We start from the raw sequence: 22,064 nt of genomic DNA on the forward strand, positions 1-22,064 counted from the left end.
CTTTTGTCATTACTTCAGATACCCAGACCTATGACCGATTTACCGGATACCGACTACACCCAACGCTTCATCTTCGATGACAGCGACACCCGCGGCGAGCTGGTTGCGTTGGAGCGTAGCTACGCCGAAGTCCTCGCTAAACACCCGTACCCGGAGCCGGTTGCACAACTGCTCGGCGAGCTGATGGCGGCGGCGTCGTTGTTGGTCGGCACCTTGAAGTTCGATGGCTTGCTGATTCTCCAGGCCCGTTCCGAAGGTCCGATCCCGCTGCTGATGATCGAGTGCTCCAGCGAGCGCGAAATCCGTGGCCTGGCCCGATACGAAGCCGACCAGATCGCGCCGGATGCGACCCTCGCCGACCTGATGCCCAACGGCGTATTGGCGCTGACCGTCGACCCGACCCAGGGCCAGCGTTACCAAGGCATCGTCGACCTCGATGGCGAAACCCTGTCGGAGTGCTTCACTAATTACTTCGTGATGTCCCAACAAGTCGGTACGCGTTTCTGGCTGTATGCCGATGGCCGTCGCGCCCGTGGCCTGTTGCTGCAGCAACTGCCTGCTGATCGATTGAAAGACGAAGAAGAACGCGCCGCCAGCTGGCAGCACATCACCGCGCTGGGCAGCACCCTGACCGCCGATGAATTGCTGAGCCTGGACAACGAAACCATCCTCCATCGTCTCTACCACGAAGAGCAGGTTCGTCTGTTCGATGTGCAGAAACTGCGCTTCCGTTGCAGCTGCTCCCGCGAACGTTCTGCCAATGCGCTGGTCAGTTTGGGTCTGGAAGATGCTCAGTCGCTCGTGATCGAACACGGCGGCAACATTGAGATTGACTGTCAGTTTTGCAACGAGCGCTACCTGTTCGACGCCGCCGATATCGCTCAATTGTTCGCTGGAGCGGGTGTCGATACGCCGTCAGATACCCGTCACTAAAACGGTTCAGCGCAGGTAAATTCACTGGTTTGTGCCGGAATAACGCCGTTACGACGGGAGGGCCCTACTATTTTTGGGCTTTTCTGGCATAATCCGGCCCACTTTTTGTCGCGGTAGTAGTGCACGACTTTCTACTACAAAACGTTTGGAGCACACTCGGCCACTGGCCGACGGGGAATCTCATGACGCAAGCCAATAACGCCGTGTACACCGATCTGAGTGTTGATGATCTGGTAAAAGAAGCTCTGAGTCGCGGTGAGGGCGAGCTTGCCGATACCGGCGCGCTGGTTGTTCGCACCGGTCACCGTACCGGCCGCTCGCCAGTCGATCGTTTCATCGTTGAAGAGCCGTCCACTTCGGCTTCCATCGCCTGGGGCCCGATCAACCGCAAGTTCCCGGCCGACAAGTTCGATGCCCTGTGGGACCGCGTTGAAGCGTTCAACAACGCGCAAGAGCATTTCGTTTCCCACGTGCATGTAGGTGCGTCTGAAGACCACTACCTGGCCGTGAAGATGACCACCCAGACTGCTTGGCAGAATCTGTTTGGCCGTTGCCTGTTCATCAACCCGGAAAAGTACAACCCGGCTGGCCGTGATGAGTGGCAAGTGCTCAACGTTGCCAACTTCGAGTGCGTGCCAGAGCGTGACGGCACCAACTCCGACGGTTGCGTGATCCTCAACTTCGCTCAGAAGAAAGTGCTGATCGCCGGCATGCGTTACGCCGGTGAAATGAAGAAAGCCATGTTCTCGGTGCAGAACTTCCTGCTGCCGGCTGCCGACGTGCTGCCAATGCACTGCGCCGCCAACATCGGTGAAGCGGGCGACGTGACCCTGTTCTTCGGTCTGTCCGGCACCGGCAAGACCACCCTGTCCGCCGATGAAAGCCGTTACCTGATCGGTGACGACGAACACGGCTGGGGCGAAGGCGTTGTCTTCAACATCGAAGGCGGCTGCTACGCCAAGTGCATCGACCTGTCCGAGAAGAACGAGCCGGTCATCTGGAAAGCCATCAAGCACGGCGCAGTCCTGGAAAACGTCGTTATCGATGACGCCAAGCACGCCGATTACGCCGATGTCAGCCTGACCCAGAACAGCCGCGCCGCCTACCCGCTGGAGCACGTCGCCAAGCGTTCCGAGAAAAACCTCGGTGGCGAGCCAAACGCTGTGATCTTCCTGACCTGCGACCTGACCGGCGTCCTGCCGCCAGTGTCGATCCTCAGCGAAGAACAAGCGGCCTACCACTTCCTGTCCGGCTACACCGCACTGGTGGGCTCGACCGAAATGGGTTCCGGCAGCGGCATCAAGTCGACCTTCTCCACCTGCTTCGGCGCACCGTTCTTCCCGCGTCCGGCTGGCGAATACGCAGAACTGCTGATCAAACGCATCCGCGGCTTCGGCTCCAAGGTCTACCTGGTCAACACCGGCTGGACCGGCGGCGGCTACGGCGTCGGCAAACGCTTCAACATCCCGACCACTCGCGGCGTGATCGCCGCGATCCAGAGCGGCGCGTTGATCGGTGCTGAAACCGAACACCTCGACACCATCAACCTCGACGTGCCACTGGCTGTGCCGGGCGTTGAAACTGGCCTGTTGAACCCACGTAACACCTGGGCTGACAAGGCTGCTTACGATCAGTCTGCCAAGGCGTTGGCTGGGTTGTTTGTTGAGAACTTCAAGAAGTTTGAAGTGAGCGACGCGATCAAGGCTGCTGGGCCGAAGTTGTAAGATTTGGTTTGATGGAATGAGAAAGCCGCCTCTAGGGGCGGCTTTTTTGTGGGCGCTATTCAGGCTGCCTGGGAAACCGTAACTGCCATTATTCCAGCTGAAAAGGCGTTAAACGACCAGAATAATGGCACTTACGCATTCGGCTAGATTCCTTCCAATTCTTGTGTATCCCACCGTTGCAACTTGATCGCTTGGTAAATCATTCCGATAGTCAGCGGGACCTTGTCACCACGCCCCTTGGCTCTGCGCTTGAGAAACACATCAAACCCTTCCGGTTGGAAGTAGCGATAAGCGTCGTAGTCGATGAAGTCGATGCCGAATTGTTCTTCCAGTGCTTCCATCAGGTGACGCGCATCGGCACCGTCGCACCCCAGGTCGAAGTTGATCGAGGTGGTGAGGCTGATGGTTTTGCGTTCTGGCAAACCGAGCTCTTCGTGCAGCAGCTGCATGAGCAGGTGCATGGCGTGGTCGTCGGGGAAGTTGGGGGCGAGGTTCATTGTGGGGGTGTCCGGTTGGGCTTGGACGGATCTTATTGGTCGTTAGGTTTGGGAGGAAGGGCAGGATCAAATTGTGACGGCTTGTCTCGTCGATATTTGGCGAGCGCTTCTTCTCGCGAAGGAAGTGGTTTGTAGAGGTCTGCTGGTGATGTGTCGAATCCCGCGAGGCGCAAACTCGCCAGGTAGTTTGAACGGCGGACTTTTTCGTAGTGCGCTTGTTTTTGTTTGAAGAGCAATTCACTCACCACGATATTGATCGTCAGCGTATCAACGTGGGATTGCCGGGAAGGCTGGCGCTCACCCCGTACGATCTCGTTCATTTGTCGCACGCTTTCCATTAGCTCATCAAAAAATTTGCTCAAGGTTATCTCCGGGTTTTGATCGTTCCCACGCTCTGCGTGGGAATGCAGTCCGGGACGCTCTGCGTCCCTTTCGAGAGCTGGAACGCGGAGCGTCCCTTGAGGCATTCCCACGCAGAGCGTGGGAACGATCTTCGCTCGGCGTCAGGTTGGTGCTTTCCAGCCCATCATGCGTTGCTGGGCGACTTTCAGTAGGTCGCAACCGTCCTGAGTCAACAGGTAGAGGGCGTGGGTGATATGCGGGATGTCTTCCACGTCACCGTTTTTGAAGCATTGGCAATGTAGGGTTTTGAGTAGGTCGCTGGAGGCTCGGATGCGCTGGAGGGCGGCTTCGAGGATGTCTTGCGGATTGGCCTCTGTGTCGATGATCAGGGGCGGGGAATCGGTGAGGTTTGTTTGGAGGGGGCGGTAGCGGTTTGGAAACGGATTTAATGTGGTCACTGAAGAACACCTCTACTTAATTGGGAATGAGCATTCTCTTTGTCGAGTGACCAAGCCCGAGTCGCTAAATTAGCAGCGACAGCCCGACTATAGGTGTGAGCAGCCGGGCAGCGATAGACGACAAAGAGTCCCCGCTTGTAGGATCGGGCCGAACCTCGGCTAGGCCCTTTCTATAGGACTTTTCGCGACGAATTTTCTCGCGCTTTCCATCATCCTGCGCCCCATCACCTCAACGAATATGCTGATACGAAGCAACATCCAGCAGGCCAGTAGTCAGCCCGGTCGCCGGCGCATAGATCGTGCCTTTCACTGCCGAGAACTTGACCCCGTTGCTGCCCAGCGAAACGTAGCGTTCGCCCTGGTCCAGTTCGGTGAAGTAGGTGTATGAGCACTTTTCCATCGCCTTGTATTTCGCGGCGGTGCTGACGATGGTGTTGTGGTGGTTCTGCAGGTCAGTCGGGGTCAGGTTGAGGGTTTTGTTCAGCGGCACGCCCCAGCGCTTCAGGCACACTTCGGCAAAGTGGCGGACGATCAGGCCGGGTTCGGCCAGCACTTTAGGGCCGCCGACACCGTCTGCTGCGGCGTTGCCAACCAGCGTGCCATGGCGGCCGGGCATGGGATAAATGTGGGTTCGGGTGCCGGTGGCGGTTTGCGGGATGACACAGCTGAATCCTTTGGAGCGCTCGTCCCGGGCGTAGAAGCCGACATATTCTTTTACGTTGGCATTCAGTTTTACTTTTTCTTCCTGAAAGTTACCGATGCCCGGTACCGGATCAATCGCAAAGATGTTGACCGGGATGTTCTTCAGTGCGCTGTCCTTGAACATGGCATTGGCCAGCATGTGGCAACTGATACCGCCGCGGCTCCAGCCTACCAAGTTGACCTTGGTTGGAATAACGCCGTCCTTGCGAAATGTTTTAATGATTTGTTCTTGTAACTTCTGCTGGGTCACGCTGCGGTCGCCGTAGTTATATTTACGCCACAGCCAGGAGCCTTCGACAATCACGTCTTCGATGGGAATGCCTGCAGCCTTGAGGCGGTTGTATTCGGTCTCGGTCAGCTTTTCACGCTGCCAGTCACACTGACCTTTGATGATGTTGATGGCGTGCTTGACGTTCTCCTCCCAGCCGTTGCCGAACAACGTTCCGCTGAGGCCGTAGCCTTTGGATTGGGTAAACAGCTCATCAGCTTGCAGGTTGCTGGTGCCCGGACCGTCGATCACGATCCATTCGGCGAACTCCCGGCCGGCATGATGGGAGGCCAGTGTCGAAACCAGTTCGCCATTCCAGTAAGTTGGGTTCAGGCTGTCGAATTTGGTCGAGCCGGTGCCGCAAAAGAAAATAGTTAATGTAGTCATTGTAGTGCTCTTGTTTGATTTAAGAGCTTGCAGACTAGGGTTGGTTATTTAAATAGTGAAGTTGTTAGTTGTTGCCGGGTTTGTAGTGTGTGTTTAAAGTTCTAGTATTCTATTTTTTGTTTGGCAACTTCCAGGAGTTCGCAACCCTCCTGCGTTAGTAAATAAAGAGCATTCACTATATGAGGGATGTCTTTAACATCGGCCTGTTTGAAGCACAGACAATAAAGTGTTTCGAGCAAATCGCTGGCTGCGCGCAGGCGTTGGTGCGCTGCGTCGAGGACGGCACCCGTGCTGGCGGCGGTGTCGATGACCAGAACGGGTGTTTCGCTGTAGCTGGTTTTGAGTGGACGGTAGCGGTCTTGCATTTAGGTCATTCCTGTAGGAAGTCGGGCAGTCTCGCCGGCAGGTCGACACCCTGTTTTCAGCCGCGCCGCAAACTATGAAGGTGGCGACGCAGTGCGGCAAAATGGCCGCGATGGACAGGTTTTGTAGGGGTTTTACCTGCCTTTTCGGACCGAACCTACGCGTTTCCCGAGGGTTTTTACGCCTAAACCCTTAGACGGCAAATTTCCTACGGGTTTGTCAGGCGCAACGCAGCAAACCTCTGTATGGTGCGCGCCAGAATCAGTAGGACGTTTCTAAATGTCCGTCCAACGCTTAAAGGGAATTAAGTATGCAATGGCTACGTATGGCCTCGATTTTGTTGCTGTGGGCCGGGGTTTGTCGCGCAACAGATGCTGCTGATGCAGGAAACTCGATGGTCCTGGCCAATATGGACCGCACCGGTTGGCCGGATGCGCTGACCAGTCAGGCGAGCATGGACACCGCTTTCCGTGCTGAAGTGCTGATGTTCGGTAAGGCATTGCTGGCCAGCGAAGCGCTGGACGAACAGAGCCTGAAACAACGACTGGGCGTGCAGGATGTGAAGCTCAAGTCGGTCAGGCAGGTGCGTGACGGGCTGTGGGACCGGCTGCTGACCACCTACCGCAGCGCCAGCCAGAACTGCGACGGTGAACCCTTCTGCCCCCGCGTGCGAAGTGTCGCTGATTTGCGTCAGTTGGCGGCGGCGTTCACCGGCGAAATCAGTCCGGCCCATGCCATTTGGGCGAGCAAGAGCCAGGTGTTTCACGAGCAGGCGCTTAATGAGCAACTGCGGGTGGCGGTGTTGGTGCCGTAGCCTCATCGTCTGCTGACGATCGTTCGAAGCTGTATCATCCCGTATCGTTTTGGTCCCCGACCTTTTCTCGACTCGCTGCGTTTGCCGGCTAGGCTTTGGGCTTCGCAGCGGTCAACGGAGTGACAGCTTATGCACAACACCCTGGAACAGGTTTTCGGTTATCCACAGTTTCGGCCCGGCCAGGAAGCGGCGGTCAGCGCGGTGTTGGCCGGGCGTTCGGCAGCGGCGATTTTCCCCACCGGCTCGGGCAAGTCCCTTTGTTATCAATTGCCAGCCTTGCTGCTGCCGCACCTGACGCTGGTGGTCTCGCCGCTGCTGGCATTGATGCAAGACCAACTGGCATTCCTGCAGCGCCACGGCATTGCGGCGGGCAGTATCGATTCGGCCCAGAGCCGCGATGACGCCAGCGACGTAATGGCCCGGGCCAAGTCTGGCGAGCTGAAGATTTTGATGATCTCCGTGGAGCGCCTGAAGAACGAGCGTTTCCGCAATTTCTTGCAGCAGGTGCCGATCTCGTTGCTGGTGGTGGACGAGGCGCACTGCATCTCGGAGTGGGGCCACAACTTCCGCCCCGACTACCTCAAGCTCCCCGACTATCAGCGCCAGTTCAACATCCCTCAGGCGCTGCTGCTGACCGCCACCGCGACCCCCAAGGTGATCGCTGACATGGAGGCCAAGTTCGCCATTGCCCCCGAAGACGTAGTAACCACCGGTTTCTATCGGCCGAACCTCAATCTGCTAGTGGAACCGGTGCGTGGCCAGGACAAGCGCCGACGCCTTGTCGAATGGATGAGCCAGCGTCCCGACCAGCCGAGCATCGTCTACGTCACCCTGCAGAAAACCGCCGAGCATATCGCTGAACACCTGAACCGCAACGGCATTCAGGCCGAGGCGTATCACGCTGGTTTGCCCCACGAACAACGCGAAGCCATCCAGCGCCGATTCATGGGCGGGCAGTCCAATTGCATCGTCGCCACCATCGCGTTCGGCATGGGCATCGACAAGAGCGACATCCGCAACGTGGTGCATTTCGATCTGCCCAAATCCATCGAAAACTACAGCCAGGAAATCGGCCGCGCCGGGCGTGACGGGCAGCCATCCGACTGCCTGGTATTGGCCAACCGCGACAGCCTCAACGTGCTGGAAAACTTCGTCTACGGCGATACGCCTGAGCTGGATGGCATCCGCTATGTACTCGACGAGTTGCAAGCCGCCGCGCCCGAGGGGCAGTGGGAATTTCTGTTGGGGCCGTTGGCGGACCAAAGCAACATCCGCCAATTGCCACTCAAGACCTTGCTGGTGCAGTTGGAACTGCGCGGAATCATTGCGCCGCGTTACGCCTATTACGCCGAGTACCGCTTCAAATATTTGCAGGAACCCGAGGCTTTGCTGGCCCGCTTCGAGGGTGAGCGCAAGGACTTCGTCGCGGCGATCATCCAGACCTCCAGTCGCGCACGGACCTGGGCCACGGTGAATTTCGACGCGTTGTATGAACAGCATCAGGCCGAGCGTAATCGCGTGGTGAAGGCGCTGGATTATTTTCAGGAAAAGGGCTGGGTCGAACTCGAAAGCAAGCAGATGACCGAGGTCTACAGCCTGCTGCAAACGGACTTCAACAGCCAGGCCCTGAGCGCCGAGCTACACGCCTATTTCACCCGGCACGAGCGCACCGAGATCGCGCGGATTCACGCCATGCTGGACCTGTTCGCCACGGACCATTGCCTGGGTTATCGCCTGGCCGAGTACTTCGGCGATGAAAACGCGCCGCAGCAGTGCGGGCATTGTTCGGTGTGTCACGGGGATGTGGCGCGGTTGCCGACGCCACCGGAATTACCGGCGCTTGTGGATAAAAACTTCGACGCGTTGTGCGGTGATTTTATCCACAGACATGAGCAGCACACCGGCAACGTTCCGTCGGCGGAACGCGTGACGCGGTTTTTGTGCGGCATCGGCGTGCCGCTGTTCACCAAGCTCAAGGCACGGTCTATTCCCGGGTTTGCGGCGCTGGAGGATTATCCGTATGCCGAAGTCCGGACGTGGGCCGAGGCGCATTTGCCGGCGTAGATCCATCCGCTGAATGTTGCTCATCACAGGAATAAATTTCAAAAAAGCGCGGTGGCTGACTATGGTGAAGGCTGTCTTTGGATCGCCAACAAGAGAACAACTATGAGCCAGACACCGTTCAATATTCAGCGCGCCGCCGTCATTGGCGCCGGCACCATGGGCCGTGGCATTGTCATGTGTCTGGCCAACGCCGGCGTCCCGGTGCAGTGGGTCGATAACAATCCACAGATGCTTGAGCAGGCGCTGGCTACCGTGGCGGACACCTACGCCCACAACGTGCGTCAGGGACGGATCGATCAGGCCGAAGCGGACGCTCGCATAGCACAGGTAACGGCGGCTGCTGACTACGCGGCGATCTGCGATGTCGATCTGGTCATCGAAGCCGTGTACGAAAACCTCGAACTCAAGCAGAAAATTTTCGGTGAACTGGACGGTCTGCTCAAACCTGAAGCCATCTTGGCCAGCAATACCTCCGCGCTGGATATCGATGCCATCGCCACGGCCACTTGCCGTCCGCAACAGGTCCTGGGCCTGCACTTCTTCAGCCCGGCGCACATTATGAAACTGCTGGAAATCGTTCGCGGTGCGCAGACTTCACCGGCGGTGCTTGAGGCAGCCCTGGCACTGGGCAAGCGCATGGGCAAGGTCAGTGTGGTGTCGGGCAACTGCCATGGGTTCATCGGCAACCGCATGCTGCATCCGTATGTGCTCGAAGCGCGCAAGATGCTGCTCGAAGGCGCTTATCCCTATCAGGTCGATGCGGCGCTGCAAGGTTTTGGCTTCGCCATGGGGCCGTTCCGCATGTACGACGTGGTCGGCATCGATCTGGAGTGGCGCGCTCGGCAGTTGGCCGGCATAGGGCAGGATGCGCCTGAGGTTCAGGTGGACAATCGTCTGTGCGAATTGGGTCGTTTCGGCCAGAAGAGTGGCAATGGCTATTACCACTATGAGCCGGGCAGTCGCCAGGCTGAGCACGATGTTGAAGTCGATGCGCTGGTGCTGAAGGTCAGCGAAGGGTTGGGCTTCCAGCGTCGCGAGATCGGTCCTGAGGAGATTCTGGAGCGCTGTTTGCTGGCACTGGTCAACGAGGGTGCGAAGATCCTTCAGGAAGGGATTGCCGAATCGGCGCACGACATCGATTTGGTGTACCTCAATGGCTACGGCTTCCCGGCGGACAAGGGCGGGCCGATGGCTTGGGCGGACCAACAGGGATTGGTGGATATTCATCAGCGATTGTTGCAGCTGGAAACCAAGCAGGGTGATCAGTGGACACCGACTCGATTGATCGGGGAGCTGGCGGCGGTGGGTAAAGGATTTGCGGATCGGTAGACTCCTCACGCAGAGCGTAAGAACGATCCTCAAGGCGAGAACCCATGAATCAACGCACCGACTACCCCCACTTCCAACCCATCACCACTCGCTGGCACGACAACGACGCCTACGGTCACGTCAATAACGTCACCTACTACAGCTTCTTCGACACGGCAGTGAACACCTACCTGATTGAAGTCGGCGGCCTGGATATCCATGACGGCGAAGTGGTGGGCTTTGTGGTGAGTTCGGCCTGTGATTACTTTGCTTCCATTGCCTTCCCTGACCGGATAGAAATCGGTTTGCGGGTGGGCAAGTTGGGTAACAGTTCGGTGCAATACGAGCTGGCAGTGTTCAAGGCCGGGGAAGACGAAGCCTGCGCGGCGGGGCGCTTCGTGCATGTGTTTGTGGATCGTGCGTCGAATCAGCCGGTGACGATTCCTGCCGGGATGCGCGCAGCGCTGGAGCGGTTGGAGGTGTGACGGGCAAAAAAAATCGCAGCCCTTGGGCTGCGATTTTTTGATGCATCGGCAAGCGAGGCGATTCAAGCCTCAGTCGCGATAGCGATGGTGATGCTTGCGGTGGCCGTAGGCATGACCGCGCCCCGGATGGTCGTCACGGTAGTAACGACGATCATCATGGCCGCCACGATAGGAACGACGATCATCATCATCGTCATTGCTACTGTTGCCCATGTGATTACCCAGCGCGCCACCGACGCCGCCGCCTGCTGCGGAGCCGATCAGGCTGCCGGTGGTGCCGCCCATGCTGCGGCCGACCACGTTACCGCCTGCTGCGCCCAACGCACCACCAATGGCGGCTTCGCCACGGCTGCGTTTGTCTGCGCCGACTGCGCTACCACCCGCGCCGCCCAGGGCTGCGCCGATGGTGGAACCTGTACTGCCGCCTAGTGACTGACCGACGACTGAGCCCAGAACCCCGCCCAATGCGCCGCCCACACCAGCTTCGGTGGTGCCGCCAGCAGAAGCGAAGCCACTGACCAGGCCAAGGGACAACAAGAGAATCGAGGAGAACTTCATTAGAGGAACCTCAAGGGGATGACGGCGCGATCCTGAGGCTGTGTCATGGTCGTGACAATCGAAATCCGACGAGTAACACGACTTGAGCACATTTCTATAAGTTACTGTTTTTTAGCTGGAACTTAAGTGTTTTTCGCCGGTCTTTAGCTACTTCGGATAGGCCGTTTTCATGCAAAACGGCCTTTTTTGTGGGCGTTTGGAAAGTGCGGTTCGGAAGAATCTGTTGAATGTTCTATCGCCATCGCGAGCAGGCTCGCTCCCACATTAGATCTTCAGTGGACACAGCATTTGTGTTCGACCGAGATCCACTGTGGGAGCGAGCCTGCTCGCGATGGCGTCAGCTCAGACGACGCGTTAAGCCGACTTCGCCATAATCAATCCAGTCTCACTCGCCGCTTCCAACCGGATCGCCACAAACTTCGACGTCGGCGTATGGCTGCCATCCCCGATGCTCTCCAGCGGCACCAGCGGGTTCACTTCCGGGTAGTAAGCCGCCGCTTGCCCGGCAGGGATATCAAACGCCAGCAGCGTAAAGCCCTTCACCCGACGCTCACGGCCATCATCCCAGATCGAAACGATGTCAGCCTTCTGCCCCGGCTTGAACCCCAGGCGAATGATGTCGGCTTCGTTGACGAACAACACATCACGCTGACCTTTCACGCCGCGATAGCGGTCATCAAGCCCATAAATCGTGGTGTTGTACTGATCGTGAGAGCGCATCGACTGCATGATCAGGTCCGGCAACACGCCAGTGGCGCGAGTGCGTTCGTGCACCAGGTCTTTAGGCAGGATGTTCGCACGGAAATTGGCGCGACCCGACGCGGTATTCCAGCGGCGCGCACCGGCGCTGTTGCCGAGGTAGAACCCGCCCGGGTTCTGGATCTTCTCGTTGAAATCCTTGAAACCCGCAATGGTGTCGGCGATCAGGTCGCGGATGCGCCGGTAATCGGCCACCAGCCAGTTCCAGTCCACCGGTTTGCTGCCCAGGGTCGCGGCGGCGATGCCGGCAATGATCGACGGCTCCGAGCGCATCTGGTTCGACAGCGGCTGCAACTGGCCGTTGGAGGCGTGAACCATGCTGAACGAGTCTTCGACGGTCACCGCTTGCGGGCCTTCGGTCTGGATGTCGATGTCGGTGCGACCCAGGCACGGCAGGATCAACGCGTCTTTACCGTGCGCCAAATGGCTGCGGTTGAGCTTGGTGCTGATTTGCACGGTCAGGTCGCAGTTGCTCAGGGCCTGGAAGGTCCGTGAGCTGTCCGGGGTGGCTTGGGCGAAGTTGCCGCCCAGACCGATAAAGACTTTCGCCCGGCCGTCGGCCATGGCATGGATCGCCTCGACCACGTTGTGACCGTTTTCACGCGGCACCTTGAACTTGAAGCGACGCTCCAGGGAATCGAGGAACGCCACCGGCGGACGCTCGTTGATGCCCATGGTCCGGTCGCCCTGCACGTTACTGTGGCCGCGCACCGGGCACAGACCGGCGCCGGGCCGGCCGATGTTGCCGCGCAGCAACATCAGGTTGGCGATTTCCTGGATGGTCGCCACCGAATGGCGATGCTGGGTGATGCCCATCGCCCAGCACATGATCACGTTCTTGCCTTTGGCGTACATCCGCGCCGCTTGCTCGATTTCAACCAGCGTCAGCCCGGATTGTTCGACGATCTGCTCCCACGAGGTGTCGTCGACGATGCCCAGGTATTCCAGCACGTTGACACTGTGTTCATTGAGGAAGTCGTGGTCGAATACGGCAGGCTCACCCGCCTTCTGTGCGTCACGCTCCCACTGCAGCAGGAACTTGGCCATGCCGCGCATGATCGCCATGTCGCCGCCCAATGCCGGACGGAAATACGCGGTGTTGGTCGGCTTGTCGCCGTTGGTGAGCATTTCGATCGCGTGTTGCGGGTGCTGGAAGCGTTCCAGGCCGCGCTCCTTCAAAGGGTTGATGCACACCACCTGAGCGCCGCGTTTCACCGCTTCGCGCAGCGGTTCGAGCATCCGTGGGTGGTTGGTGCCAGGGTTCTGTCCCCAGACAAAAATCGCGTCGGCGTGTTCGAAGTCGTCGAAGGTGACGGTGCCTTTGCCAACGCCGACACTTTGCGCCATGGCCACACCGCTGGCCTCGTGGCACATGTTCGAGCAATCGGGGAAGTTATTGGTGCCGTAGGCACGCACGAACAATTGATACAGGTACGCCGCTTCGTTGCTGGCACGGCCCGAGGTGTAGAACTCGGCCTGATCCGGGCTCGACAGACCCTGCAAATGTTTAGCGATCAAGGAGAACGCAGCTTCCCAACTGATCGGCTTGTAGCGATCGGTTTCGGCGTCATAGCTTAATGGCTCGGTCAGGCGACCCTGATATTCCAGCCAATAGTCACTTTGTTCCAGCAATGAACTGACGCTGTGCTTGGCGAAAAACGCACCATCGACACGGCGTTTGGTCGCTTCCCAGTTCACTGCTTTGGCGCCGTTCTCGCAGAACGCCACCATGCCGGCCTCATTGGAATCGCCCCAGGCGCAGCCGGGGCAGTCAAACCCGCCGTTCTTGTTGGTCTTGAGCATCATGCGCAAGTTTTTCAGCGCGTTGTCGCTGGTCAGCCAGGCCCGGGCAACGCTGGCCAGCGCGCCCCAGCCACCGGCCGGGCCTTTGTAGGGCTTGTAGCGGGGGACGGGTTTCTGATCGGCTTGACGATGTTGACTCACGCTTGGTTCTCCGTCGCAGGGCTGTAGACCCGCGGCGCATTTTTCTGCGGCAGGTGGATGAGATTGAGGTTGTGGCGACGGGCCCATTGCACGGCAAGGCCCGTGGGCGACGACAGGCTGACCAGGGTCTGGATACCTGCGCGCAACACTTTCTGGATCAATTCGAGACTGCAACGGCTGGTGACAATCACCAGCCCGCCGGTGGTCGGGATCTTCTGACGGATCAGTCCGCCAATCAGCTTATCAAGGGCGTTGTGTCGGCCGATGTCTTCACGGCCCAGCAGCAATTGTCCCTGACTGTTCATAAACACGGCGGCGTGCACTGCGCCGGAGTACTGGCCAAGAGGCTGGAACGCACCAATGCGCTGACGCAAACCATCGAGCCATTCGGCGGGTGGCAAGGGTGCGCCGGGCAACACCTTGAGGTCTGGCAATGCCTGCTCCACCGCTTCCACACCGCACAGTCCGCAACCGCTGGTGCCAGCCATTTGCCGACGCTGTTGCTTGAGGTTCCAGAAGGCGCGGTTGGCGATGGTCACTTGCGCGTATTGCGCTGAACCCGAGCCGCTGAGTTGCAGGTCGTAGATATCGCAGGCGTCTTCGATGATGCCGCTGCCGAGGCTGAAGCCGACGATAAAGTCTTCGAGGTCCGTTGGCGTCACCAACATGACCGCCTGACTGATGCCGTTATAAGCGATCGCCAACGCGACTTCTTCGGCTAGCGCGGTGCTGGCTGATTCAGTGTCTTGAAGGTCGCAGTAACTGTACGTCTGGCTTGCGGCGGGCGCTGGCGTTTCGAGGGCTGGCGCCGCGCAGGCAGGGCGCTTGGCGTTCATGAGGTATCACCGACGGTTTAGGCTGCTTTAAGCCTAGGCGTGTCAACTTGTCGCGTCTAATCGCTAATACTGATCTACCGATAGATGGCGTCGATCAAGAGCTCGGCAGCGATTGCTGAAGAATCGCGAAACAGGCTTCCGCGAGCGCCGAACGCGGGGCACTGCGACGCATGATCAGCCCCAGCCGGGCGAGGGTTTGAGCATTTTCGATGGGGTGCAGTCGCAAATGATCGGTGAGTTTTTCCAGGCCTCCGTCCAGCGGCATCACGGCGCAGCAGAATCCGCCGTGAACTGCTTGTAACAATTGGTGGACGGCATCGGTTTGCAGCAACGGCTGCGGGGTGAGGCCGCGACTGTGGAAGTTGTGGTCGATGGACTGCCGAAAATGCATACCGCTGGTGAGCATGCCCAGCGGCAGTTCGATCAGCGACTCCCAACTCAACGGTGCCTCACCGAAACTGAAGAAGCGCTGATCGTAGAGCAGGCCCATGCGGGTTTCGCTGAACGCCAGGGAATCGAAGCGTTCGCCGTCCAGTCGCTCCAGGTACGAAACGCCGAGGTCCAGGCGATTGTTTGCCAGTTGTTCCAGAATTTGTTCAGAACTCAGGGCCGAAAGTTCGAAGCGCAGGTTCGGGTGTTCGGCGTGCAGGCGTTGCATCAGCGGCAGTGGATCGAAGCTCGACAGCGGCACTACGCCCAGACGCAACGTACCGACCAGATTGCCGCGACAGGCAGCCGCCTCGGCCTGCAAACCGTCGTAGGCCGCCAGCACGGTGCGCGCCCACGCCAGCACCCGTTCACCCGGTGCGGTGAAACCTTCGAAGCGCTGACCGCGATTGACCAGCGGCAGCTCGAGTTCTTCTTCGAGGCTGCGCAGGCGCATGGACAGGGTCGGCTGAGTGATGTGACAACGCGCAGCGGCCTGGCCGAAATGCCGGGTCTCGTCGAGGGCGATGAGGAATTTCAGTTGCTTGATGTCCATCTTCGCTCCAAGGCGCGGGAAGGTGCGGATTCTAGCGCTTGGGGGGAAGCGGCGTCATTGGTCGGGTTGGAACCGCAAGTGACAGCCTTGGTCTAGGCTTTTGCGTCTGGAACCCAAAACCCAAGGAGAGCGCACCATGAGTATTTTTAGCTTTGTGAAAGAAGCAGGCGAAAAACTTATCGATCTGCTGACGCCAGGCAACGCCAATGCCAGCGAGCAGTTGAAGGAACACATCAGCAAGGTCGGCCTGGGTAACCCGAATGTGCAGGCGACGGTGGATGGCGACAAAGTCATCGTGACCGGCGAAGTCGGCAGTCAGGAAGAGAAGGAAAAAATCCTGCTGGCGGTGGGCAATATTGCCGGTGTCGGTAGTGTGGATGACCAGATCACCGTGACCGGGCCGGTGGTTGTGGCCGCGAAGTTTGTAACGGTCGTGAAAGGCGACACCCTCAGCGCGATTTCCTTGCGCGTGTATGGCGATGCCAACAAATATCAAAAAATCTTTGAGGCCAACAAACCGATGCTCAAGGACGTGAACAAGATTTATCCGGGGCAGTCGTTGCGGATTCCTGAGTAACCCTCACGACCGCTTTCGCGAGCAGGCTCGCTCCCACATTGATCTACAGTGAACACATCATTTGTGTACGACGCAGATCCGTGTGGGAGCGAGCCTGCTCGCGAAGCAGGCACCTCGGTCTCAAAGCCCGGCAATCAACTCCCGATAATCCCCCACCGCCGCAAACTCGGCCGTGTCCTTCGGTCCTTTACGGCTGTCCGGCTGACGCACGGCCAACAAATGCGCCACACCAAAATTCCGCGCGCTGCGCAGGATCGGCAAGGTGTCGTCGATAAACAGACTGCGCGCCGGATCGAACCCAATGTCCGCCTGCAAGGCATCCCAGAACTGCGGGTTTTCCTTGGCGAAACCGTAATCATGCGAGCTGATCAACCGCTCGAAGTACGGCGCCAGTTCGATTCTTTCCAGTTTCAATGACAGCGAATCGCGGTGTGCATTGGTGATCAGCACCACGCGCTTGCCGGCCTGTTTGATGGCGGCCAGAAAGGTGTCCGCATCCGGTCGCAAGGCGATCAGGTGCGCGGTTTCCAGTTTCAGTTCGCGCACCGGCAGTTTGAGCTCGGCGCTCCAGAAATCCAGGCAATACCACTGCAACTGGCCGGCGTTGCGTTCGAACAACGGCTGCAATTCCATCTCGGCCATGGCCCGACTCACCCCGTGCAACTCGGCGTAACGCTGGGGCAGGTGTTCCATCCAGAAATGGTTGTCGTAATGCAGGTCCAGCAGAGTGCCGTCCATATCCAGCAGAACGGTGTCGATGTCGCGCCAGGGCAGCAGGGACATAAAAACTTCTCCAGCGGTAAAAAAGATATCCGACGTAAACAATCAGGATAGGCCGGGTATAGTAACGCGCTATCGCCAAGGAGCCGCTCATGCGCCAGAAACCCACCATCCTCGCCCGCGAGATCGTCGCCACCAGCCGTTTGTTCTGCGTCGAAGAGCTGAAGTTGCGCTTTTCCAATGGCGTGGAGCGTACGTATGAGCGACTGGTCGGCAAGGGCGCCGGTTATGGCGCGGTGATGATTGTGGCGATGCTGGATGCGGACCACGCGGTGCTGGTAGAAGAGTATTGCGGCGGCACCGATGAATACGAGCTGTCCTTGCCCAAAGGCTTGATCGAGCCGGGCGAAGACGTGCTGGCGGCGGCCGAGCGGGAGCTCAAGGAAGAGGCCGGGTACGGCGCGCGGCAACTGGAGCATCTGACTGAGTTGTCGTTGTCGCCCGGTTACATGAGCCAGAAGATCCAGGTGGTGTTGGCCACCGATCTGTATGAAGAAAGCCTTGAAGGCGATGAGCCCGAGCCGATGGGCGTGGACAAAATCAACTTGCGTGAGTTGTCGGCCCTGGCCCAGAACCCGCGATTCACTGAGGGCCGTGCATTGGCAGCACTGTATCTGGCCCGTGATCTACTGACTCAGCGTGGAGTGTTCCAGCCATGATTTTTCCCCATCCGTTGATGGCGCCTGTTGTTGAACTGGCGCTGAAAGCCGGTGAAGCGATTCTGCCGTTCTGGCGTGCCAACGTCGCCGTGACTGCAAAATCCGATGATTCTCCGGTAACGGCCGCCGACATGGCCGCTCACCATGTGATCCTGGCCGGGCTGACGGCACTGGACCCGAGCATCCCGGTGCTGTCCGAAGAAGACGCCAACATTCCCCAGAGCGTGCGCGCCGGGTGGCAGCGTTGGTGGCTGGTGGACCCGCTGGACGGGACCAAGGAGTTCATTTCCGGCAGCGAAGAATTTACCGTCAATATCGCGCTGATCGAGCAGGGGCGAGTGGTGTTTGGCGTGGTGTCGATGCCGACCAACGGGCGCTTCTACGTCGGTGGTGCGGGTCTGGGTGCGTGGCGTGGCGATAAAGACGCGGCGCCTTCGCCGATTCAGGTTCGCGACGTGCCAGCCGCAGGTGAGGCGTTTACGGTGGTTGCCAGTCGTCGGCATTCGAGTCCTGAGCAGGAGCGTTTACTGGCTGGGTTGAGTGACAGTTTGGGTGAACTGCAATTGGCCAATATCGGCAGTTCGCTGAAGTTCTGTTTGTTGGCGGAAGGGGCGGCGGATTGTTATCCGCGGTTGGCGCCGACTTCGCAGTGGGACACGGCGGCCGCACAAGGCGTGCTGGAAGGGGCTGGTGGTGAGGTGCTGGATTTGAGCGGTGCGCCGTTCAGTTATCCGGCGCGGGAGTCGTTGTTGAATGAGTTTTTCCTGGCGCTGCCGGCGAAGGCTGCGTGGCGCGAAAAACTGCTGGAACTCGCCCGCCGCTAAGATCGTTCGCAGCCTCGTTTCACTCGACAGCTGCTACAGGGGGACGCGTTTCTCTGTAGCAGCTGTCGAGTGAAACGAGGCTGCGATCTTTTGCTTTAGCGGTGGAGTACGTACTGCCCCGTAAACGTCACCGCATCGTCATTACTGTCCGTATTTACGATCCGAGAATGCAGTGTCAACCGCGCCCGACCATATCGCTTATACATCGCCAAAAACTTCTTCCACACCGCCGCACTCGGCGCATGGCAAATCGCCGTCGCGTCCATGGTCACCGGCAGCGGATAGCTGATTTGCCCTTCCTGAATCACGATGTGCCCGCCTTCAACCCCTTCTTCACGCAATCGCAAATGCAGCCAGCCCCAACCGGCCAGCACCGCGCCGCAATACAGGCTGCCACCGAACATGGTGCTTTTGTGATTGACGTTGGCCTCCAGCGGCAAGTGCAGGCGCAGTTGCTGGTCGTGCCAATCGAGCACTTTGAGGCCCATATCCCGGGTAAGGGGAATGTCGCGATGGAGGACTGATTCCAGATGACGGCTGTCGCGGCTCATGCACGGATCTCTTGTTTGAAGATGATGATTTGACGGTAGCTCAATCGGGTTCGTCGGTGTGGCTGCTGCCACCGTCGGCGAAGTTCAGCCCGTGCTTGCGCAGTTTGTCGTGCAAGGTCTTGCGTGGGATGCCGAGGGCTTCAGCGAGGCTGCGCACCGAGCTGTGAGAACGCGCCAGTTCGGCGGCGATCAAGCTCTTCTCGAAGTTTTCCACTTGTTCGCTGAGACCGCCGCTGACCACGTCGACCGTCATGCCGACAGCGCCATCCGCTGCGCTGTTGTCCAAGGCCAGCTCCAGGCCCAGGGCAAAGCGTTCGGCGGCGTTCTGCAATTCCCGCACGTTGCCCGGCCAGGTGTGGCGCAGCAGCAGGGCGCGTTGTCCCGGTTGCAACTCGTGGGGTGGCAGGCCGTGGCGAGCGCTGGCTTCGTCGGCGAAATGCTGGAACAGCATCAGCGCATCTTCGCCGCGCTCGCGCAGCGGTGGAATACGCAGTGGTGCGACGTTCAGGCGGTAATACAAGTCGGCACGGAAGCGGCCCTGATCGGCGGATTGGCGCAGGTCTTCCTTGGTCGCGGCGATGATGCGGATGTCCAACGGGATCAACTGATTGCCGCCCAAGCGCTCGACGACCCGCTCTTGCAGCAAACGCAGCAACTTCACCTGCACATCCAGGCTCATGCTTTCGATTTCATCCAGGAACAACGTGCCGCCATTGGCGAATTCGAACTTGCCGATGCGGCGCTTTTGCGCGCCGGTAAAGGCGCCTGGCTCGTGACCGAACAGCTCGCTTTCTACCACCGACTCGGCCAGGGCGCCCGCATTGATCGCCACGAACGGACCGTTACGACGGCTCGACAGATCGTGCAATGCACGTGCGACAACTTCTTTGCCGGCGCCGGTTTCGCCAAGGATCAGCACATCGGCCTTGGTCGCCGCCAACGCACCGATCTGCTCGCGCAGGCGCAGCATCGGCGCCGATTGCCCGACCAGTCGGGTGCTCAGTTCATTGCGATCGCTCAGGGCCAGACGCAGGCTGCGGTTGTCCAGCACCAGCCGGCGCAGGGCCAGGGCGCGGCGGACGCTGTCGAGCAGGGCGTCGCTGGCGAAGGGTTTTTCCAGAAAGTCATAAGCCCCGGCGCGCATGGCCTGCACCGCCAGTGGCACATCGCCGTGACCGGTGATCAGCAGCACTGGCAGTTCCGGGTCCTGGGCATGCAGTTCAGTCAGCAATTCGAGACCGTCCATGCCCGGCATACGGATGTCACTGACCACCACGCCGGGCCAGTCACGCTCCAGTTGCCCGGCCAGGCCCTTGGCTTCAGCGAGCGGCAGGATTTTCAGGCCGGCGAGGTCCAGGGTCTGGCTCAGGGCTTGACGCAGGTGCGGATCGTCGTCGATCAGCACGACCTGGATGCGGTTGTCGATGGTCATGCACTTCGGTCCTCGGACGGTTGCAGGCTCACACCCGGTGCGCCTGCACGCAGCTTCAGGGTAATCAGGGCGCCACCTTCCTTGTGGTTGGAGAACGACAGTTCACCACCGAAGGCGCGCATCAGGGTTTCGCAAATCGCCAGCCCTAACCCAAGTCCCTGAGTGCGGGTCTTGGTGGTGTAGAAGGGCTCGCTGGCGCGGCCAAGTGCCTCCAGGCAGAACCCGGGGCCATTGTCGCGAATGTACAGATTGACGCCATCGGCAGTGGATTGGGCACTCAACCAGAGCTTACGCGGCGGGCCTTTTTCCGTCAGGGCGTCCAGGGCGTTGGCCAGCAGATTGCCGAGCACCTGACGCAGACGGGTTTCCCCGGCCTCGACCCACAGGGTGGCGGCCGGCAAGTCGCGGATCAGCTCGACCTCCATGCTGCGTCGACGCTTGGCCAGCAGCGCCAGCGCATCGTCCAGCGCCGGTTGCAGGGCGACGCTTTCCGGGGCGTGGCGATCGCGCCGGGCGAAGGCGCGCAGGTGGGCGATGATCGAGGCCATGCGCCCGGTCAGTTCGCTGATCAGCTTGAGGTTGCCGCGCGCATCGTCGGTGCGCTGATGATCGAGCAGCACCTCAGCGTTTTCGGCGTAGCTGCGGATCGCCGCCAGCGGTTGATTCAATTCGTGGCTGATGCTCGCCGACATGGTGCCAAGGGCCGACAGTTTGCCGGCCTGCACCAGATCATCCTGAGCGCGAACCAGCTCTTGCTGGGCCTGTTCGCGTTCCAGCACTTCCTGTTTCAGTCGACGGTTGAGGCCTTCGAGGTCGCTGGTCCGCTCGGCTACCCGGCCTTCCAGCTCGCGACGGGCCTTGGCTTCGAAGGCGATTCGTTCGAGGTAATGCCGGCGTCGCTGCATCATCAGCCCCAGCAGCAACATCAACACCAACAATGTCGCGCCGCCGATGGCGACGACCGTGCGTACCGGGCGATCGATCAGGGTGCGTGGGGCGAGGATGCTGACGTTCCAACCGGTTTCTGCAATGGGCTGGGTTTGTGTCAGCCAGGCGTTGGGGTTGAGCCGCAATGGCTTGGGATCACGGGTCGGATAAGGTTGAATCGCAGTGATTGCCTTACTTTCCTCTTCGCCCAACGGGCGGGTCGAGCGGAATCGCCACTCGGGCCGCGACGTGAGAATGACCACGCCGTTATGGTCGGTCAGCAGCAGTTGTTCCGGGGTTTTGCCCCAGAGGCTTTCGGTGTGGTCGAGGTCGACCTTGACCACCAGCACACCGATGATCTTTTCGCCATTACGCACGGCGGCGGCGAAGAAATAGCCGCGCTTGGCCGAGGTTGTGCCCAAACCGAAAAAGCGCCCAAGCCGCCCAGCCATGGCTTCGCTGAAATACGGCCGGAAGGAAAAATTACGCCCGACAAAACTGTCGTGTTTGTCCCAATTGGACGCGGCCAGGGTCTTGCCCGTGGTGTCCATCAGGTACATGACTTCGGCGCCGGTCTGAGCGCTGATGTTTTTCAACAAGCGATTGGCGTTGCCCTGGGTGACGCCATCATCGGGCGCGCCAAGGACGGCTCGCAGGGCCGGCAGATCGCCGAGGATCTGCGGCAACACTTCATAACGGTGCAGGGTGCCCAGCAGGTTGGCGACGTAAAGGTCGAGGGTCTGACGGTTCTGCCCGGCCAGTTCGCTGCGGTAGTAACGCTCGGCCAGATGTTCCAGCGGCCACAGCAATGGCGCCAGGCACAGCGCGAGCAGGGCCAGGCTGCGCCAGCGGGGTCTGCGGGGAAGGGTCGGAGTCATGAGCATCGAGCG

The 22,064-nt window shown here is 59.4% G+C and carries 22 protein-coding genes; 9 read left to right on the top strand and 13 right to left on the bottom strand.

The features are described 5' to 3' along the window. The first annotated feature begins 30 nt into the window (after nt 1-30). Together hslO and AC3IUE_RS01265 are read left to right on the top strand one after the other, a co-directional pair. Nucleotides 31-933: an Hsp33 family molecular chaperone HslO gene (gene hslO, locus AC3IUE_RS01260; protein WP_008149293.1), complete on the top strand. Its 903-nt coding sequence runs from the start codon at nt 31-33 to the stop codon at nt 931-933. Between the two features lie 182 nt (nt 934-1,115). Beyond that, complete coding sequence (locus tag AC3IUE_RS01265; RefSeq protein WP_489265107.1) at nt 1,116-2,657, top strand: phosphoenolpyruvate carboxykinase; 1,542 nt, start codon at nt 1,116-1,118, stop codon at nt 2,655-2,657. Nucleotides 2,658-2,800: 143 nt separating this feature from the next. Here the strand turns inward: AC3IUE_RS01265 and AC3IUE_RS01270 are convergent, their stop codons facing one another. The 5 genes from AC3IUE_RS01270 to AC3IUE_RS01290 form a co-directional block, all read right to left on the bottom strand. Next, nucleotides 2,801-3,154, bottom strand: a complete 354-nt coding sequence (locus tag AC3IUE_RS01270) for a DUF1493 family protein (protein WP_489265109.1) — start codon at nt 3,152-3,154, stop codon at nt 2,801-2,803. 32 nt (nt 3,155-3,186) lie between these two features. Beyond that, nucleotides 3,187-3,516, bottom strand: coding sequence for a YhfG family protein (locus tag AC3IUE_RS01275; RefSeq protein ID WP_489265111.1), 330 nt, complete (start codon nt 3,514-3,516; stop codon nt 3,187-3,189). A 141-nt stretch (nt 3,517-3,657) separates the two neighbouring features. After that, nucleotides 3,658-3,954, bottom strand: coding sequence for a hypothetical protein (locus AC3IUE_RS01280; protein ID WP_462000448.1), 297 nt, complete (start codon nt 3,952-3,954; stop codon nt 3,658-3,660). A 229-nt stretch (nt 3,955-4,183) separates the two neighbouring features. Beyond that, complete coding sequence (locus AC3IUE_RS01285; protein ID WP_489265113.1) at nt 4,184-5,311, bottom strand: hypothetical protein; 1,128 nt, start codon at nt 5,309-5,311, stop codon at nt 4,184-4,186. A gap of 101 nt (nt 5,312-5,412) precedes the next feature. Next, nucleotides 5,413-5,676, bottom strand: coding sequence for a hypothetical protein (locus AC3IUE_RS01290; protein ID WP_462000450.1), 264 nt, complete (start codon nt 5,674-5,676; stop codon nt 5,413-5,415). Nucleotides 5,677-5,984: 308 nt separating this feature from the next. On the opposite strand from AC3IUE_RS01290, the gene AC3IUE_RS01295 reads away from it, so the two are divergent. The 4 genes from AC3IUE_RS01295 to AC3IUE_RS01310 all read left to right on the top strand — a co-directional run bounded on the left by AC3IUE_RS01295 (nt 5,985) and on the right by AC3IUE_RS01310 (nt 10,345). Then, nucleotides 5,985-6,488, top strand: a complete 504-nt coding sequence (locus AC3IUE_RS01295) for a polysaccharide deacetylase (RefSeq protein ID WP_489265115.1) — start codon at nt 5,985-5,987, stop codon at nt 6,486-6,488. 129 nt (nt 6,489-6,617) lie between these two features. Further along, entirely contained in the window at nt 6,618-8,552 is a 1,935-nt protein-coding gene (locus AC3IUE_RS01300; protein WP_489265117.1) for a RecQ family ATP-dependent DNA helicase, read from the top strand. Between the two features lie 102 nt (nt 8,553-8,654). Further along, nucleotides 8,655-9,881 carry a 3-hydroxyacyl-CoA dehydrogenase gene (locus AC3IUE_RS01305; RefSeq protein ID WP_489265119.1) on the top strand — a complete coding sequence of 409 codons (1,227 nt, stop codon included), beginning with the start codon at nt 8,655-8,657 and terminating at the stop codon, nt 9,879-9,881. 44 nt (nt 9,882-9,925) lie between these two features. Further along, nucleotides 9,926-10,345: an acyl-CoA thioesterase gene (locus tag AC3IUE_RS01310; protein ID WP_489265121.1), complete on the top strand. Its 420-nt coding sequence runs from the start codon at nt 9,926-9,928 to the stop codon at nt 10,343-10,345. Nucleotides 10,346-10,414: 69 nt separating this feature from the next. Here the strand turns inward: AC3IUE_RS01310 and AC3IUE_RS01315 are convergent, their stop codons facing one another. The 4 genes from AC3IUE_RS01315 to AC3IUE_RS01330 form a co-directional block, all read right to left on the bottom strand. Next, nucleotides 10,415-10,903 carry a glycine zipper domain-containing protein gene (locus tag AC3IUE_RS01315; RefSeq protein ID WP_489265123.1) on the bottom strand — a complete coding sequence of 163 codons (489 nt, stop codon included), beginning with the start codon at nt 10,901-10,903 and terminating at the stop codon, nt 10,415-10,417. A gap of 354 nt (nt 10,904-11,257) precedes the next feature. After that, complete coding sequence (locus AC3IUE_RS01320; RefSeq protein ID WP_489265125.1) at nt 11,258-13,606, bottom strand: FdhF/YdeP family oxidoreductase; 2,349 nt, start codon at nt 13,604-13,606, stop codon at nt 11,258-11,260. Further along, on the bottom strand, nt 13,603-14,442 hold the full coding sequence (gene fdhD, locus AC3IUE_RS01325; RefSeq protein ID WP_415758348.1) for a formate dehydrogenase accessory sulfurtransferase FdhD: 840 nt from the start codon (nt 14,440-14,442) through the stop codon (nt 13,603-13,605). Before fdhD ends, AC3IUE_RS01320 begins: the two co-directional genes overlap by 4 nt. A 94-nt stretch (nt 14,443-14,536) precedes the next feature. Then, nucleotides 14,537-15,424, bottom strand: coding sequence for a LysR family transcriptional regulator (locus tag AC3IUE_RS01330; RefSeq protein ID WP_008149327.1), 888 nt, complete (start codon nt 15,422-15,424; stop codon nt 14,537-14,539). Nucleotides 15,425-15,560: 136 nt separating this feature from the next. Here AC3IUE_RS01330 and lysM point away from each other — a divergent pair, with 136 nt between their 5' ends. Continuing rightward, nucleotides 15,561-16,001: a peptidoglycan-binding protein LysM gene (gene lysM, locus AC3IUE_RS01335; protein ID WP_046045516.1), complete on the top strand. Its 441-nt coding sequence runs from the start codon at nt 15,561-15,563 to the stop codon at nt 15,999-16,001. 120 nt (nt 16,002-16,121) lie between these two features. Here lysM and yrfG read toward each other — a convergent pair whose 3' ends face one another. Then, nucleotides 16,122-16,784, bottom strand: coding sequence for a GMP/IMP nucleotidase (gene yrfG / locus AC3IUE_RS01340; protein WP_056745572.1), 663 nt, complete (start codon nt 16,782-16,784; stop codon nt 16,122-16,124). An 89-nt stretch (nt 16,785-16,873) separates the two neighbouring features. Here yrfG and nudE point away from each other — a divergent pair, with 89 nt between their 5' ends. Further along, entirely contained in the window at nt 16,874-17,440 is a 567-nt protein-coding gene (gene nudE / locus AC3IUE_RS01345) for an ADP compounds hydrolase NudE (protein WP_033058385.1), read from the top strand. Then, entirely contained in the window at nt 17,437-18,264 is an 828-nt protein-coding gene (cysQ, locus tag AC3IUE_RS01350) for a 3'(2'),5'-bisphosphate nucleotidase CysQ (RefSeq protein WP_489265129.1), read from the top strand. Before nudE ends, cysQ begins: the two co-directional genes overlap by 4 nt. Before the next feature lie 95 nt (nt 18,265-18,359). Here the strand turns inward: cysQ and AC3IUE_RS01355 are convergent, their stop codons facing one another. Genes AC3IUE_RS01355 through AC3IUE_RS01365 form a run of 3 tightly spaced genes read right to left on the bottom strand, consistent with a single transcriptional unit; the run spans nt 18,360 to nt 22,052 of the window. Continuing rightward, complete coding sequence (locus AC3IUE_RS01355; RefSeq protein WP_046045519.1) at nt 18,360-18,815, bottom strand: YiiD C-terminal domain-containing protein; 456 nt, start codon at nt 18,813-18,815, stop codon at nt 18,360-18,362. A gap of 40 nt (nt 18,816-18,855) precedes the next feature. Further along, nucleotides 18,856-20,247: a sigma-54-dependent transcriptional regulator gene (locus AC3IUE_RS01360; RefSeq protein ID WP_489265131.1), complete on the bottom strand. Its 1,392-nt coding sequence runs from the start codon at nt 20,245-20,247 to the stop codon at nt 18,856-18,858. Beyond that, a complete protein-coding gene (locus AC3IUE_RS01365; protein ID WP_462000459.1) occupies nt 20,244-22,052 on the bottom strand; it encodes a sensor histidine kinase in 1,809 nt (602 codons plus the stop codon). The genes AC3IUE_RS01360 and AC3IUE_RS01365 overlap by 4 nt, the downstream gene beginning before the upstream one ends. Nucleotides 22,053-22,064: the final 12 nt, after the last annotated feature.

This window comes from Pseudomonas sp. GL_093 (genome assembly GCF_057837605.1).

Bases quoted from the DNA above. Each gene is read 5' to 3' on its own strand.
- AC3IUE_RS01295 (WP_489265115.1), top strand. From the start codon at position 5,985: ATGCAATGGCTACGTATGGCCTCGATTTTGTTGCTGTGGGCCGGGGTT.
- AC3IUE_RS01270 (WP_489265109.1), bottom strand. From the start codon at position 3,154: ATGAACCTCGCCCCCAACTTCCCCGACGACCACGCCATGCACCTGCTC.
- AC3IUE_RS01300 (WP_489265117.1), top strand. From the start codon at position 6,618: ATGCACAACACCCTGGAACAGGTTTTCGGTTATCCACAGTTTCGGCCC.
- AC3IUE_RS01310 (WP_489265121.1), top strand. From the start codon at position 9,926: ATGAATCAACGCACCGACTACCCCCACTTCCAACCCATCACCACTCGC.
- AC3IUE_RS01265 (WP_489265107.1), top strand. From the start codon at position 1,116: ATGACGCAAGCCAATAACGCCGTGTACACCGATCTGAGTGTTGATGAT.
- nudE (WP_033058385.1), top strand. From the start codon at position 16,874: ATGCGCCAGAAACCCACCATCCTCGCCCGCGAGATCGTCGCCACCAGC.
- fdhD (WP_415758348.1), bottom strand. From the start codon at position 14,442: ATGAACGCCAAGCGCCCTGCCTGCGCGGCGCCAGCCCTCGAAACGCCA.
- yrfG (WP_056745572.1), bottom strand. From the start codon at position 16,784: ATGTCCCTGCTGCCCTGGCGCGACATCGACACCGTTCTGCTGGATATG.
- AC3IUE_RS01305 (WP_489265119.1), top strand. From the start codon at position 8,655: ATGAGCCAGACACCGTTCAATATTCAGCGCGCCGCCGTCATTGGCGCC.
- hslO (WP_008149293.1), top strand. From the start codon at position 31: ATGACCGATTTACCGGATACCGACTACACCCAACGCTTCATCTTCGAT.
- lysM (WP_046045516.1), top strand. From the start codon at position 15,561: ATGAGTATTTTTAGCTTTGTGAAAGAAGCAGGCGAAAAACTTATCGAT.
- cysQ (WP_489265129.1), top strand. From the start codon at position 17,437: ATGATTTTTCCCCATCCGTTGATGGCGCCTGTTGTTGAACTGGCGCTG.
- AC3IUE_RS01330 (WP_008149327.1), bottom strand. From the start codon at position 15,424: ATGGACATCAAGCAACTGAAATTCCTCATCGCCCTCGACGAGACCCGG.
- AC3IUE_RS01315 (WP_489265123.1), bottom strand. From the start codon at position 10,903: ATGAAGTTCTCCTCGATTCTCTTGTTGTCCCTTGGCCTGGTCAGTGGC.
- AC3IUE_RS01360 (WP_489265131.1), bottom strand. From the start codon at position 20,247: ATGACCATCGACAACCGCATCCAGGTCGTGCTGATCGACGACGATCCG.
- AC3IUE_RS01290 (WP_462000450.1), bottom strand. From the start codon at position 5,676: ATGCAAGACCGCTACCGTCCACTCAAAACCAGCTACAGCGAAACACCC.
- AC3IUE_RS01365 (WP_462000459.1), bottom strand. From the start codon at position 22,052: ATGACTCCGACCCTTCCCCGCAGACCCCGCTGGCGCAGCCTGGCCCTG.
- AC3IUE_RS01285 (WP_489265113.1), bottom strand. From the start codon at position 5,311: ATGACTACATTAACTATTTTCTTTTGCGGCACCGGCTCGACCAAATTC.
- AC3IUE_RS01355 (WP_046045519.1), bottom strand. From the start codon at position 18,815: ATGAGCCGCGACAGCCGTCATCTGGAATCAGTCCTCCATCGCGACATT.